The organism is Paraburkholderia sp. GAS42, assembly GCF_050436565.1.
In the GTDB taxonomy this organism is placed as follows: Bacteria; Pseudomonadota; Gammaproteobacteria; order Burkholderiales; family Burkholderiaceae; genus Paraburkholderia.
In genome coordinates this window covers 133,088-148,366 of record NZ_JBNDML010000003.1, presented here as the reverse complement: position 1 = coordinate 148,366, position 15,279 = coordinate 133,088, and the positions used below count along the sequence as shown (strand labels likewise).

The 15,279-nt window shown below is 62.3% G+C and carries 10 protein-coding genes; 6 read left to right on the top strand and 4 right to left on the bottom strand.

Translation table 11 applies throughout. The features are described 5' to 3' along the window. Positions 1 to 148: 148 nt before the first annotated feature. From P3T16_RS05645 to P3T16_RS05635, 3 genes are all read left to right on the top strand, one after another. Positions 149 to 646, top strand: coding sequence for a hypothetical protein (locus P3T16_RS05645; RefSeq protein WP_429341508.1), 498 nt, complete (start codon positions 149 to 151; stop codon positions 644 to 646). A 289-nt stretch (positions 647 to 935) separates the two neighbouring features. Further along, on the top strand, positions 936 to 2,534 hold the full coding sequence (locus tag P3T16_RS05640) for an L-lactate permease (RefSeq protein ID WP_429341507.1): 1,599 nt from the start codon (positions 936 to 938) through the stop codon (positions 2,532 to 2,534). Between the two features lie 259 nt (positions 2,535 to 2,793). Then, the gene (locus P3T16_RS05635; protein ID WP_429341506.1) at positions 2,794 to 3,723 is read left to right on the top strand and encodes a DMT family transporter; all 930 of its coding nucleotides are present in this window, start codon (positions 2,794 to 2,796) and stop codon (positions 3,721 to 3,723) included. Positions 3,724 to 4,141: 418 nt separating this feature from the next. Here P3T16_RS05635 and bamC read toward each other — a convergent pair whose 3' ends face one another. Next, on the bottom strand, positions 4,142 to 5,374 hold the full coding sequence (gene bamC, locus P3T16_RS05630) for an outer membrane protein assembly factor BamC (protein ID WP_429258800.1): 1,233 nt from the start codon (positions 5,372 to 5,374) through the stop codon (positions 4,142 to 4,144). 387 nt (positions 5,375 to 5,761) lie between these two features. Between bamC and P3T16_RS05625 the strand changes: the two genes are divergently transcribed. After that, positions 5,762 to 6,226 (top strand): DUF2844 domain-containing protein, encoded by a 465-nt coding sequence (locus P3T16_RS05625; protein WP_429341505.1) that lies wholly within the window; start codon positions 5,762 to 5,764, stop codon positions 6,224 to 6,226. 12 nt (positions 6,227 to 6,238) lie between these two features. Next, entirely contained in the window at positions 6,239 to 7,489 is a 1,251-nt protein-coding gene (locus P3T16_RS05620) for a DUF3443 domain-containing protein (protein ID WP_429341504.1), read from the top strand. Positions 7,490 to 7,559: 70 nt separating this feature from the next. Here the strand turns inward: P3T16_RS05620 and P3T16_RS05615 are convergent, their stop codons facing one another. Then, a complete protein-coding gene (locus P3T16_RS05615; RefSeq protein ID WP_429341503.1) occupies positions 7,560 to 8,645 on the bottom strand; it encodes an OmpA family protein in 1,086 nt (361 codons plus the stop codon). Between the two features lie 82 nt (positions 8,646 to 8,727). Further along, entirely contained in the window at positions 8,728 to 12,750 is a 4,023-nt protein-coding gene (locus P3T16_RS05610) for a YadA-like family protein (RefSeq protein WP_429341502.1), read from the bottom strand. A 402-nt stretch (positions 12,751 to 13,152) separates the two neighbouring features. Here P3T16_RS05610 and P3T16_RS05605 point away from each other — a divergent pair, with 402 nt between their 5' ends. Then, positions 13,153 to 15,030 (top strand): glycosyl transferase family 1, encoded by a 1,878-nt coding sequence (locus P3T16_RS05605; RefSeq protein ID WP_429341501.1) that lies wholly within the window; start codon positions 13,153 to 13,155, stop codon positions 15,028 to 15,030. Here the strand turns inward: P3T16_RS05605 and P3T16_RS05600 are convergent. Further along, positions 15,025 to 15,252, bottom strand: a complete 228-nt coding sequence (locus P3T16_RS05600; protein ID WP_429258794.1) for a hypothetical protein — start codon at positions 15,250 to 15,252, stop codon at positions 15,025 to 15,027. The genes P3T16_RS05605 and P3T16_RS05600 overlap by 6 nt on opposite strands. Between the last annotated feature and the right edge of the window lie 27 nt (positions 15,253 to 15,279).

Genomic DNA, 15,279 nt, shown 5'->3' with positions numbered 1-15,279 from the left:
TTGAAATATGCGGTAACTGCTTTCTAACCCGACGCGCGCGACGGCGGCGTAAGCTCAAAGCATCGCGCCGCCATGCGAGGCGGCGCAGTGGTCGTGCGGCCGCGCGCAGATAGCGTGTGGCGCGTGGTGGCCCGTCAAGGAGTGCGTCATGAAGCCCGTCTCCGCAACCTTCCGCCTTGCCAGTGCCGCCTTGTTGCTGGCACTGACGGGCTGCTATTACCCGTACGGCTATTACCCGTATGGGTACTACGGCTATCCCGCCGTCCCCACCGCCGCGACCCAGCAGGAAGTGCCCGCCGGACAACAGCCCGACCAGAACGGCGTGTACACGCAAGCGGTGCCGCCCGTCCAGCAGAACGCAGCGTCGACAGGTTATGTCCCGCCACCGGTGCCGCCGGTCTACGCAGTACCGGCCTATTACCCGGCGTATCCGGCGTACCCGGCGTATCCGGCGTACCCGGCGTATCCGGCTTATTACGGCTACCCGGCATGGTGGGGCCCTTCCGTATCGATCGGCTTCGGATTCTGGGGCGGTAGATGTTGTTACCACGGTGGCTACTATCACGGCGGTGGCGGCTATTACCACGGCGGAGGGTATTACCACGGCGGTGGCGGCTACTACCACGGTGGCGGCCGCGGTCACTAGCATGGCGTTCGCGCGTTCACTGGGTGGCAGTCGAGTCTGACGACGCGCCGAGGCAGGCCACCGGACTTCCGGTGGTTTTCCGCAGACAAAAATCGCGGCTCCGGTAGTTTCCCGTCTTGACGGCGTCATTCTGGGTTCTATGCTGGCGGTTGCTCCACGAACTATCCGTTTAATTACGCGATCCGGTGTCGCGCTCACGCGCAATGCCGCGTCGGTCCGTCCTGTCTCAAGCGGCGCGGCGTACAGGCAGTAAATCCGCGTCGACTCCTACAACAACGAAGGAGACGTGATGTTCCACCAGCTACTGACTCCCATCGGCAACGCCCTGTTGCCCTCGTTCATTGTCGCCGCGCTACCGATCATCGTCGTGCTCGTCCTCCTTGGCTGGGCGCGGAGGCCTGCGTGGCAGGCTTCACTGGCTGGACTCATCATCGGCCTGCTGGTCGCGATCTTTGGCTGGCAGTTTCCGGTGGGGCTCGCGTTCGACTCGGTGGCAGCCGGCGCCGTGTTCGCGTGCTGGCCGGTGATGTGGATCGTGTTCGCCGCGATCCTGCTCTACAACATCTCGGTGAAGTCGGGACGCTTCGCCGCGTTTCGCATGTGGATGATCGACAACCTGCCGAACGACCGGCGCATCGTGCTGGTAGTGATCGGCTTTTCATTCGGCGCGCTGCTCGAGGGTATTTCCGGTTTCGGGACGCCGATCGCGATCACGAGTTCGCTGCTGATCCTGCTCGGCTTTCCGACGCTTGAAGCCCTGACGTTCACGCTGATCTTCAACACGGCGCCGGTCGCGTTCGGTGCACTCGGTGTGCCGATCACCGTGCTCGGCGCCGTCACGCACCTGCCCACCGACGCGCTCGCCAAAATGGTCGGCCGGCAGTTGCCGTTTTTCGCGCTGCTGCTGCCGTTCTATGTGATCGGCGTGTATGCGGGCTTTCGCAACATGCTGCGGATCTGGCCGGTGTTGCTGGTCTCGGGCGCAAGCTTCGCGCTCACTCAATTCGTGACGTCGAACTACATCAGCTACAGCCTGACAGACGTGCTGTCGTCACTGGTCTCGCTGATCGTGACGATTGTCTTTCTGCGCGTCTGGAAGCCGGCTGTCGATCCGCAGTTCTCGATCAATGTCGACCGCGCGAGCGAGGCGCGCGGCAAGGTGAGCGGCGTGCAGGGCTGGGTTCCGTGGCTGATCGTGGCGGCGGTGGTGATCATCTGGACGATTGCGAAGGTGTTCCTGATCGGCGACGTCAAGATTCCGTGGCCGGGTCTCGACAAGGCTGTCTTCATCACGCTGTACAACACGCCGTATGGCGCCGTGTGGGACTTCCAGCCGCTCGCGACCGGCACGGCCATTCTGGTCGCCGCGATTATCACGTCGTTCGTGGTTGGCCTGCCCGCGCGCGAGTTCGGCAGCGCGATCGTCGATACATGGGTGCAGACGCGCATCGCGATTCTGACCGTGGCGACGATCGTCGGTCTTGCGTATCTGATGAACTACTCGGGGTTGAACTACACGCTGGGGCTGGGTGTGGCTTCGGTGGGTGCGTTCTTTCCGCTGGTGTCGGCGTTTCTGGGCTGGGTGGCGGTGTTTTTGTCGGGCAGCGACACGTCCGGCAACGCGCTGTTCGGCAACCTGCAGGTGGTGGCCGCGAACCAGTTGAACCTGAGCCCGGTGCTGATGGCCGCGACCAATTCGTCGGGCGGCGTGATGGGCAAGATGATCTCGCCACAGAATATCGCGACTGGCGTCGCTACGACCGAGCTTAAGGGGAAGGAAGGGGTTGTGTTTGCCAAAACCTTCAAGCACTCAATTTTCCTGACTGTGCTGCTCGGGATTCTTGTCTGGCTGCAGCAGAATGTTTTGACGGGGATGATTCCTCATTAGGGATTCTGTTTTGCCCGGGGCCGGCTTTTTTGCTTCTCGTGAAGGGCATCCGGGCGGGGTGGCGCGGTTTTTTGTTGACCTTTCCTTGTGTTCGTATCGGTCTGTGAGTGCCGCCCGGTGCGGGGCGGCACCCGCAGCGTCAATACAAAACGCTCGACCCGCGCAAACCTTGCTGTTTCACTCCAGCCTGAAACATCTCCAAAAGACCGGTGCTACCATGCCTGCGAGTCGCGACCCAACTGCGCGCGACGCACCTCCGATGGCCATCAAAAATCTCATACAGCTCCTCATCCTCGCCGCCTTGTGGGGCGCGTCGTTCCTCTTTATTCGTGTCGGCGTAACCGATTTCGGCGTCGCGCCATTGATGGCATTGCGCGTCGGCATCGGTGCGCTGTTCCTCTTCGTCGTCCTGCTTGCACGACGCCCCGCCCGCGAAGCGTTCGGCACGCTGCGCAGCCGCGCGTGGCCACTCCTCGTCGTTGGTGTGCTGAATTCGGCGGCGCCGTTTTGCCTCTTCGCGTACGCCGAGTTGACGCTCTCCGCAGGCGTCACGTCGGTCATCAACGCGACCACGCCACTCTGGGGCGCGCTCGTCGCCTTCCTTTGGCTCAAGGACCGGCTGAGCGCACCGCGCAGCCTCGGCATGGTGATCGGCTTCGTCGGCGTATTGACGCTCGTCTGGGATCAGATCGCCACGCCACAAGGCGCCGGCGCCACGCCCACGACCACCGCGCTCGCCGCGGCCGCCGCCCTCGCCGCGACGCTCATGTATGGCATTGCGGCGAACTATGCAAAGCGCCATCTGACCGGTGTCGATTCGCTGACCGTTGCGACAGGCACGATGACGGGCGCCACCCTCCTCCTGCTGCCGATCGCCATCGCGACCTGGCCGGCCACTCCGATCTCCGTGCACGCATGGGCCGCCGAGATCGCCCTCGGGGTCGCCTGCACAGGCGTCGCCTATATGCTGTTCTTCCATCTGATCGCGGTCGCCGGGCCAGCCCGGGCCGTCAGCGTCACGTTTGTGATCCCGATCTTCGGCATCCTGTGGGGAGCGCTCTTTCTCGGCGAGCAGGTGTCGGCCGGCATGGTCGAAGGGTGTGCCGTGATCCTCGTCGGAACGGCGTTGGCCACCGGCGTCATCAAGCGCATTCCCGGCTTCGGAACGCGAAGCCGCGAAGCCGGTTGACCTGACGTGGGCTCGCACAGCGGCGAGCAGTGCTGTCGGGACGGCGCCAGCCACGGAAGTAGTCCACCGCGTCTCCGGGTTCAGAACGCGTAACCTCGAAGCTGCATCAGCCGGCACGAGCCCGCCCTGTGTGGCGCAAGAAAGTTGTCCGCGTGCCGTGGTGGAGGCACGCGGGCGAAACCGTCACCCTGCGAGGACAGGCGACGGGCCAGCGAGGCCCTTGATTTTTATCGGTTTTTATGTCCCTGCAACTTAACAGGGAAGACTTGCGGGGCGTGTTACGGCGAAACGTCACGTAGACGCGACTGACCAGAATGCCCGCGCGGCGCCATCAGCCAAACTGGACGGATTCAACAGACATGAAAAAACCCGCCTGTGATCACACCAGGCGGGTTTTTTATCGCGCGAAAACCGCGGATCAGTGCAGCTGGTCGACCACCAGCGCCATGATCTGCTTCGCCGGCGCGGACGAATCGATCTCGCCCTTGTCATCGACGACAGCCACGCGCGTCTGGTTCGGCGTCACAGCGCGGACATTGACGCGGTACTGCTTCGCGACCTTCTCCTTCTTGCCGTGGAACACCTGGCTCCAGAAACCCTGCTCAGCCGAGCTCATATCCTTCGGATCGACGTAGCGCACGAAGTACAGGCCACGCGTACGGTCGCGATCGTCAACCGTGAAGTTGCTCCGGTCGAGCGCAAGACCCACTCGCAGCCAGGCGCGGTCGTACGGCTCGCCGAGCGTCAGTTCCGTCGACGTGTACTGGCTGCCACCTGCAGCATCCCGTTCTTCCGCCGTGGGCACCTGCGCAGCGAGCGCGACATTCTGCGCAGCGGTTGCGGCCGCGGCGGATTTCGCACCGGACGCGCCGGTAGCGGCGGCAGGCGCGGTTTGAGCCCCAGCCGGCGACAGCGCGGCGCTCTGCAAATCCCCCGCTTTGCCACGAGAATCAGCCAGCGACAGCGATGCCATCAGACGCTTCAGGTATTCGGTTTCGAGGCCTGGATCGTTAGGCTTCGGCTGCCACTGGCTCGAATCGTTGTTCGGACCGGTCAGCGCTTCACGCATGCCCTTCTGGCTGACGAACACGTAAGTGCCCCCGTTCGGCGTGGCTTCGAGACGGGTGCGATATTTGTTGCGCTCGGACGTCACGTACGAGTTGCCCAGCGCCTTCGACAGCGTGTTACGGATAAGGCCGTCGCTGATCTGCGCGTGCGTTTCGTTCCAGTCGGTCTCCATCACGCCCTTGTCGCGCTGGTCGACGACCAGCAGGAAACCCTGCTCCTGCCAGAAACGGCGAATCTGCGGCCATGCCTGATCGGGCGACTTGTTGTCGATCACGAGCCAGCTTTCCGTGCCATCCCGCTGGATATGCATGTTCGCGACCGTGGGCACCACGGCGTTCGTGACGGGCGCGGTGTCCTGGACCTGCTTCAAGGTCGACAGTGACGTTTCGCCGCCCTGCGGCGGCAGGGACCGCTGATCGGACGTTTCTTCGATCATGTTCGGTGGCACGGCCAGTGACGTTTCCTTCGATTTCGAGTCGCTCTTGTAATCGACTTTAGTAGGCGACGGCGCGCTGCAGCCGGCGACGAGCCCGCCTGCCACCAGCAATGCTGCGAACCGCGAGGTAAGACGAAGATCAGTCATGTTCAGGGAATCCTTCCGCTACGCCACGGCAAGTTTCCGTGGATCAACCCGTGATTTTACCGGTCCCGCGCCAGGAAGTGCAAAAACCGGTGTTCGGGTGTGAATTGGGTGCCAGTTCGGAGGTGAATTCGGGCGACGACGATCCGGATGTTCGCGGGTTTGGACGCCTTCGAAATTTAACAGTTGATAACCATTTTAAGCTGAATTAAGACCACATCAGAACGCACCCTAAACTTATGTTTTATAAGACGTTTTCACAATATTTAGATCGACTTTTACGAGATCGCCCCGTGCTATCAGAGGGCATTTCAGTTCATTTAGGAAACCCAGGTGTTATCTTGAAATTAACGTCCCAAAACACCTGAAGAGACTCTCCTGGACAAGTCAATGAGCAAGGTCATCCTGTTTCACGCCGCGTGCGCATCGGTGCTCGTCAGCGCGATGAGTGCACCCTGCGCGTCCCACGCTGAACTGGGCGGTACAGCGACGTCAACTCGCGCTACAGGCGGCGCCGTCGTGCATTCGCTGCAAAACGGCCCGTTTCAGGTCCGGACAATGACCGACGAGGGCGGCACAACGATCAACGAATATTCGTCCAGCGCCGGCCGGATATTCGCGTACACCTGGCAAGGCCCGACGATGCCAGATCTGCAGACACTGCTCGGCAACTTCTACGAATCATGGCGCGACGGTGCCACGTCCGATCGGACACCGGTGAGCAGCCTTCATTCGACACGCGTCACGCGGTCCGACGTCGTTGTCGAATCGGGTGGCATGATGCGCAGCTACGTTGGGCGCGCCTGGTTGCCCGGCGCGCTGCCCGCCGGCGTCTCGGCCGACGATCTGCACTGACGGAGCCGCGCGATGCCGACGAAGTTGCTTTGCGCGCTACTCCTTAGCGCTGCCATCACCGGTTGTGGCGGCGGGGGCAGCGGTGAGACCGCCAATACTGGCGCAAGCGCACCGACCTCAGCGACGCCGCCCGCCAGCGCGCCAGTCGGCGCGAGCACGCCCATCAAGGTTCCGGTACAGCAGTCGACGGTGCCCAACGTGCAACCGGTCACCGTCAGCGCGACACCGGGCCTCACGCGCAACATGCTGATGACGAGCGTCACACTATGCGAACCCGGCACCGACCACTGCGCGACCATCGACAACGTTCAGGTCGACACGGGCTCGCAGGGACTGCGCGTGCTCGCTTCAGCATTGCCGGCAGGTCTGGCGTTGCCCGCAATACCGTCCACAAACGGCACCGTCGGCCAATGCGCGGTGTTTGGGACCGGCTACATATGGGGCGCCGTGCGCAGCGCCGACGTGCGCATGGCCGGCGAAATCGCCGCCGCGTTACCTATTCACATCATCGCCGATGCATCTGTTCCAACTGTGCCGGCGGACTGCGGACGCTCTGGACTCGCAATGATGTCGACGGGCGCACTTCGCGCCAACGGAATTCTGGGCGTCGGACTGTTCGCCGCAGATTGCGGCGGCGCCTGCGCGAACAGTCCGCTACCGCGCTGGTACTACGACTGCGTGCCGGGTGGCACGTGCACATCCAGCACGCAGCCCGTCGCATCCCAGGTCACCAACCCGGTCAGCCGCTTTGCGTTCGACAACAATGGCGTCGTCATTGACTTGCCTGCTGTACCAGACACTGGCTCTCCGTCCGTGTCCGGTTCGCTGATTTTCGGCATCTGCACACAGGCGAACAATGTCCCGGATGGCGCAACCGTTCTCAAAGCGAATACCGGTACGGGTTACGTCACGACGACCGTCGACGGCAAGGTCTATACGCAAAGCTTCTTCGATAGCGGCTCCAACGGACTCTTCTTCGCCAGTACGACATTGAGCGTGTGTGGACTCTGGTACTGCCCGACGTCGCTGCAAACATCGACTGCCACGATCAAAGGCACGGACGGCGCGACAAACATCCTGTCGTTCCCGGTCGGCAACGCTCAAATGTTGTTCGCGACTTCAAACTACGCGTTCAACAATCTCGCCGGTACCGCCGGGAATGTTTTCGACTGGGGCCTGCCGTTTTTCTTCGGACGCAAAGTCTTTACCGCGATCGATTCCCGTCCGACGCCGGGGGGCCCCGGGCCGTACTACGCGTTTTAGCCCCGCCATGCCGACGATCAAGTCGCGACGCCCGCGCGGATCGATCGCGGCATGACGATGCGCTGCCTGCTCACTGCGATGGAGCGACTGCCTTTTGCCCGACGAACCGGATGTCCACGCGCCGGTCCGGCGCCAGACATTCGATCAAGGCTTTCCGGCCACGCACAGCACACACGGTACCCGGTTGGGCCTTGCCATAGCCTTGCGCGTCGATCGGAATCGTCACCCCCTTGCTGACCAGATATTGTTTCACTGAGTCGGCACGCTGCCGCGACAACCTGAGGTTATAGGCCGCACTGCCGAGTCTGTCCGTATAGCCCGACACAACGATCCTGTCGGTCAAGCCACTACCTCGTAGCCGGTTCGCGATATCGTCAAGTCGCGCCCGTCCTTCCGGCGTGATTGCTGACACATCACCGCGATCGAAAACAAACAACGCATCCGCGGAAAGGGAAACCAGTTTCGGCAGCGGCGGTTGCGGCGGCGCAGGAACCACGCAAGTCGACAGCGCCTGCTCGCTAGCGTGAACCTGCTCCTGCAGCAGGTCAGTGCGTTGTTTCGCCTTGTCGAACGCGCGCGTCCAGGCTTCGTGGCCCGCGTACATCAATTCCACTTCGGAACATGCGACGAGCTTTCGCGCCTGCGGACACCAGGCGAATCTCGGGTCGACCCGGACCCTCATCAGTTGATCCCACAGGTCCGGACGCACCTTTGCCACTGTTCGAAGCGAGGGGTCCGTCTGAGCCTGGGATTGAGCGGCAGACTGGGTCCCGCTATCGCCAGCATCCAGACTCGCTGTCAGCCGCGCTGCCTCGCCAATCGCCTCTTCAACGAAACCCCAGTCGTCATGGGCCGCGAACGCTTCCTTGCCCGCGTTGATCCAGCACTGCGCTTTCGCGCCCACATAGGTGTCTTTCCGTGGCCCGGAAGCATCGAGCCTGGCTTGCAGGGTATCCAGCACATCGCCACGGTGCTTGATCTGAGTGTAGACGTCGGTCCATTGCTTTGTAGCCGCACCGGAAGAGACATCCTGCGGTGCACCGAAACCACGCTGCAGAACAGTCGGATCCTGAATATTCAGTTGATCGCGCGAAGTTGACCCCGCACAACCGGTAAGCGCGGCAGCCATGGCCGCCGCGAGAATTGAGTGTTTCATGTCTTTCCTTCGGAACGGGCAATCGGCGATCGACGTACCAGACCGCCCGTTCCTTCACACAGTGACGGACGCCCGGATTCGATCAGTCGCCGAGAACGATGCCGATGCCGGCACGCACAATCGTGCTGGAGCTGCCCGAAGACGCGACACCGGCGTTGAAGTTGATCGTGCCTTTCTCATTCCAGCGCGATACACCAAGGCCCAGCGCGGCCTGCCCGCGGTACCCCGCCACGCCCGCGTTCAGCGTCGTGCGCCCGGGCAGATACGGCGTCACGATCTGCAACGCAGAGGCTGCGGCAATCCCCTTACGCGTACTTCTGTCGAGATCCTGGATCGACTGACTGGTTTGTCCGAGCGCAGCGTTCAGCTGATTGACGTTCACTGCATCGGTGCCCTGTGTACCCGGCGCCACGTTTGTGATCTGCCGCTCAGCGCCGGCGCTACCCACCGAAACCGAATTGGTCCGATCCGCCACTGATCCCGCGCCGAGCGCCACTGCGCCATCTGCTGTTGCCGAACTGCCCCAGCCGAGTGCGGTCGCGTTGGTGGCACGCACACTCGCGCTGGACCCGACGACGGTCGCGCCGTTTCCAGTAGCGGCTGCGTTCGCACCGAACGCAACTGCGTCAGTTCCATTCGCTACGGCATTCGCGCCCAGCGCAGCAGCGTGCGTTCCGCTTGCCAGCGCAGGCTCGTTGTCACGGTCGCCGTTCACGCTCAGGAACGGGCTGCCGCCGCTTGCGATGTCGTTCGAGATTTTTCCCAGCGCATCGTTCAGTTGCCCGACATTCACCGCATCAGAAGCGAGCGTGCCCGTGCCTACGTTATGCAGGACCGTGCCGCCCGCGATACCGCCGCCAAGCGTGACATTGCTGAAATCGGTCGCACCGTCCCTGGTGTCATACGTGACCGCAGTCTTTGTGTTTCCATTGCCATCAATGACACCAGCCTGCTTCAGCTGCGCGACATTGACTGCGTCCGTATCCGCGGTACCCGCGGCGACGTTGGTGATCTGCCGCTCGTGCCCGAGCGACCCCACGGATACGGAGTTGGCCCGATCCGTCGACGAATTTGCACCTATCGCAATCGAGTTATCGAAAGTCGCCTGCGCATTTCCACCGATTGCGACGGCGTCAGCGCCTGTCGCGACCGAGTCATCGAGTTTCGAATTGACATGCACGTACTTGACGCCGACGTTCGAATTCGTGATGTTGTTCAAGATCTGCGTAAGGTTCGTGATCGAGTTCGTGTTGTTCGTCACGCGCCCGTCGATGTTTGTCACTACATCGCCGACGCTGTTATACGTTTTGCCGTCGATGTAGTAGATCGGCTGGGTAATGGAGCCGTCCGGATTGACCGAGGTCCCGCCGCCCAGCGCATTGGCCACGGTACTCGCGAGGTTGTACATCTGGCCGCCGTTGATCGCGTCCGTGCTACTGGCCGCGACCACGCCGGGCGCGACATTACCCAGCCGCACCGGTGTCGTGGAACCGAACCCGCCCAACGTGACGCTCAAGTGGTTGGCATCGTCATACATCACGGCATTCGCGACGCTGCCGGCGACGATTGATTTCAGCTGGCTGACATTGACGCCGTCGGTATCTGCCGCGCCCGCCGCAACGTTCGTTATGCGACGCTCCTCGCCCGCCGACCCTACAGACACTTCACCCGCAGGCACTGCACCCGCCACCGTACCGTTGCCCGGTCGATACGCCGGCTGGCTGAGGTCGGCTGTCGTCGTCGAATTGGCACCGAGTGCGACTGAGTTCAGCGCGCTTGCCCGCGCGTTACCGCCGATCGCCACTGACTCCGCTCCGCTCGCCACCGCATCGGCCAACGTGGAGTTGGTCTGGAAATACTTGATGCCGGCGCCGTTCTGAATGTTGTTGACCACATTCATGACGTTGGTCACGTCACCGTCGATGTGCGTGATTGCATCCGCCACGTTCGTGTAAGTGTCACCCCCTACCGTGTAGGCAGGCGGCGAGATTGCGCCGTCAGGTGTGACCGCCGCGCCCCCGCCCATCGCATTGGCGACGCTATTCGCGAGGCCATACAGTTGCCCACCGTTGATTGCGTCCCCGCTATTTTCGGCGACAGCGCCCGCTTTCAGGTTCGAGACTCCGACTGGCACCTTCGCATCCGCGCCGCCCAGCGTCACGTGTCCTTTCGACGTGTCGTCGTAAGTCACAAACGCGTTGGTTACGTTGCCGTTACCGTCAGTGTTAATGCCAGCCTGGCGCAATTGCCACATGTTCACGGCGTCGGTATCCGCCGAGCCCGCAGCGACGTTGACCAGTTGGCGCTCATCGCCAGCAGCACCGATGGAAACCGTGTTCGCACGGTCAGCCAGCGCATTGGCGCCGAGCGCGACCGAACGATCAGCGGTGGCCCGGGCATTGCCGCCGATTGCGACGGCCTCCGGGCCCTCAGCGGACGAATCGTCGAGCGTCGAGTTCACATGCAGATACTTGATGCCTGCGCCGTTCTCGATGTTGTTGACAACATTCGTCACGTTAGTGACCGCACCGTCCACATGCGTGATCGCGTCGCCAATGTTCGTGTAGGTGTCGCCCCCAATGTTGTAGGTCGGGCCCGTCATGGTGCCGTCCGGATTGACGCTCGCGCCCCCGCCGATCGCGTCCGCGACGCTGCTGGCAAGTCCATGGAACTGGCCGCCGTTAATCGCATCGAGGCTACTTTCCGTGACAGCGCCCGCCTTGACGTTCGAGATGCCGACTGGCGCGGCCGCGTCAGCGCCGCCCAGGGTGATATGCGCCTTCGACGTGTCGTCGTAGGTCACGAAAGCATTGGTGACGTTGCCATTGCCATCCGTGTTCATGCCGGCCTGGCGCAATTGCCCCATGTTCACCGCGTCCGTATCAGCCGTGCCGGCGGCGAGGTTGACCAGTTGACGCTCATTGCCAGCAGCACCGATCGAAACTGTGTTTTCGCGATCGGCCAGTGCGTTCTCACCGAGCGCGACGGAGCGATCAGCCGTCGCTCTGGCATTGCCACCAATAGCGACCGTCCCTGCACCTCCGGCAGTCGAATCGTCCAGCGTCGAGTTCACATGCAGATACTTGATGCCTGCACCGTTCTCGATGTTGTTGACAACATTCGTCACGTTAGTGACCGCGCCGTCAACATGCGTGATCGCGTCGCCAATGTTCGTGTAGGTGTCACCGCCAACGGTATAGGACGGCGGCGTCATCGTGCCGTCCGGATTCAGGGCCGCTCCGCCGCCCATCGCGTTGATGACGTCCTTCAACTGCGTGACGTTCACCGCGTCGTTATTCGCCGTCCCCGCTGCCACGTTGACGATCTGCCGCTTCATCGTGCCGTTGCCCACCGAGACGGTGAACTCGCGATCGGCCACCGATGCAGCGCCAAGCGCCACTGCGTCATTCACGCTTGCAGAGGTACCCGCTCCTAATGCCAGCGACCGGTCGGCGCCGACCGCGGTGAAGGCATTCGAGCCAAGCACCGAAGAATCGTCGCCGTGCGCGATGGCGTCCGTTCCCACGGCCAGCGAATTTGCGCCGTATGTTCTGGCGAGGTAACCGATCGACACTGAGTTTTCGGCCCCCAATCCTGTTGTGGCGCTATTCCCGATCGCGGTCGCATTCAAGGCGAGCGCGCCCGCCGTCGAGCCGACAGCCGTCGCACCATCCCGGGCCGCGAACGACCCCGCTCCAATCGCATTGGAATTTTCGCCGACAGCGGACGACACCGGACCGATGGCCATTGCGTTCGTCGCCGAACTGGCGTACGTCGCATTGCCCTGCGTCACGTTAGGACTCACCGCAATGTAGACGGTCGGATCAGGTGCAGCCGTGAGCACTACCGGCTGTGCAACCGAAGCCTGCGCAGCCTGAGTACTGAGCAGGCCGGCGAGAACCGTCTGCATCTGTTTGCTGTTTGCCGTTTCCGCGGCATCGGTTGCCCAGGCCGCAGGCATGCACGCCATCGCACCCAGCCCGACCATCGCCACGGCCACTCCCGCCCGCCTCGATGCCTTACTACGTCTTGCCGTAGCGAGTTCAGATACAGCAACCCAGGTTTTCGTGACGTCGTTCCAGACGACGCGATGCGATTTATTCATTTGAGACCTTAAGACGAGTAATGACTGCCTGGCTGAGCGCCGGCTTCAACGCGGCTTGCCTGGATTGAAAAGCCGCACCAGATACACATCTCATTCGCAATCCGAAATGACAGGGAGATAAAAGAGATCATCAAGAGGCACACCGACATCCTGTGTGCTCAACGTCCCACTCCCCGCCCACGCGTTGCAAATGCGTGACGTGCCCGAAAGTGCCACTCCTACATGTCGGACAGAATTGCCCTACACATACGACAGTCGAATCCTACGAATCGGGTCTACTTCGAGATACAAGAAAACTCCCAAAATCCGGAATCGTGCTCACCGCCGGCCTGGTTTTCTGCGAGAATCAGTGACGCGCAGATTTCGCCTCATGGTTAGTCATCCGTATTTTTTTGAAGATTGATGAATATGTTTCCGCCCTTGTCCCTTGACTTTCTCGAGCAACACGTTCACTCCGGCGAACCCGGTCGCGCGTTCGACCCGCTCGTCAAGCTCCTCGCCCATCTACGCATGAAGCAAGGCGAGCTGGACGGCGATTTCTGCGCGTCGTCGATGGAGGGCCTTCCCGTTGCCGCGCAGCACGACCGCTTTCTGGTTCGTCTGGCGAGTGCCATTTCGGCGCTCCTGGTACATCCAGGCTTCGAGCCGACGCGGTCGCAGACCAGCGCACTTCTTGGTCTGCACGCGTGGATAGGTGCGATCTACGCAGCGACGGCTTTCGGCAACGCGGATCACGTCGCACGCCATATGAGCCCGTGCGGTGCCGGCGGCGACCTCGCTCAGCCAGACCCGGCAGGCGCAAAGCGCTGCCTGCTCTACTCGAACGAGTCAGACCTCGCGCTCGATCTCGAATCGCTCTGGATGCACGACAGGGCACTTGCCGCCGGCCTCGCACTCGCCCTGCTCTCGCCTGAGTTTCAGGGTTCGCGAACCGCGCACGACAAGCGGGAAGCGTTGCTCGCGTGGCTGCCCGGCAGGCTCGCCCAGATCGACGATCTCGATTCGTTGCCCACCGGGGTCCTGCACAACGTCTATATGTATTGCAGTTATGCAGATTCCCCCACGCGACACGCGATCAGGAAGGACATCAATGCGCTCGTGCGGCGCAAACTCGCGCAGCTCGGGCTGGACGACCTTCCACCGCCTCCGGTCGCATCGCGCGGACGGGTCCGGAAGAAGCCGTTAATGATCGTCGTCGTGGAATGGTTTTCGGGCGGGCATTCGATCTATCGGACGCACTCGCGCGCGATCGAAGCGGCGCGGCAGCATTTCGAGGTCGTGGGGTTCGGCTTTGGCTACGCCGTCGACGCCGCGGGGCGCGCAGTATTCGACCGGTTCATCGAGCTGGCGGAACCTGAATACATCGGCGAATGTCTGGCCACGATCCGCGAATTTGCCCGGAACGAACAGGCGGACGTGCTGTATATGCCGAGTGTCGGCATGTTCGTGCTCACGGTATTCCTGTCGAATCTGCGTGTCGCGCCGCTTCAGGTGGCCGGGCTCGGCCACCCGGCCACGACGCATTCCCGGCAGATCGACTATGTGAGCGTCGAGGAGGATTACGTCGGCGACCCGGAATGCTTCAGCGAAGAACTGCTGATCCTTCCCGCTGACGGGCAACCCTACCGGCCGTCAGCGGGCCTGCCCGGCATTGCGCCGCGCGTACCCGCACGGCGCGATGTGGTCGATATCGTCGTCACGGCGAGCGCAATGAAGATCAATCCGCGCTTTCTCGAAGCCTGCGGTCAGATTCAGGCGCGAGCGGGTGTGCGCGTGCAGTTTCACTTCATGACGGGAACACGCAACGCCTTGCAGCTCACGCATATGCGCAAGGTCATCGCGCGAGCCGTGCCGGACGCGCAAGTTCACGGCCTTCACGACTACGGTGCCTATCTCGCACGCGTGAACAACGCGGACATGTTTATCAGCCCGTTCCCGTTCGGCAATACGAACGGCATCGTCGACGCGCTGACAGCTGGTTTGCCGGGCGTCTGCAAAACAGGTCCCGAGGTGTTCGAACATATCGATGGCGCGATGTTCGCGCGCGCGAACATGCCATCGTGGACGGTGACGGAAACGGTTGACGCCTATATTGCCGCGGCTCTGCGCATGGCAACGGAACATGACGAACGCGAAGCGCTGCGCAGACGGCTGATCGAGGCGAAAGCGGTCGACTGCTTTTTCGCAGGACGTCCGGAGCAGCTGGGCGAGCGGCTGGCGCAGCACGTACAGCAGAGACGCGCAGCAAGCGCATCGCGCGCGACGCAGGACGCACTATGATCCGCTGGCGAGCACCTTTTCGAGCGCCATTGAGCGGGCCGCCTCTTCGGCATCTTCCGCCGTCTCGAACACACTTCCTGAGACGTGGACGTGATGCCACTCAGGCTGATCGGTAGCGTCGCGAAAAATGCGGAACCTGGCGCAGAAGCCTCGCGGGTTGACGGGCACGACGTCGATGTCCACCGACGCGCCTTCGATTTGATGTCTGACAAAGCCGTCCATCACGGGTCCTCCTGGTCGGCGATGTTT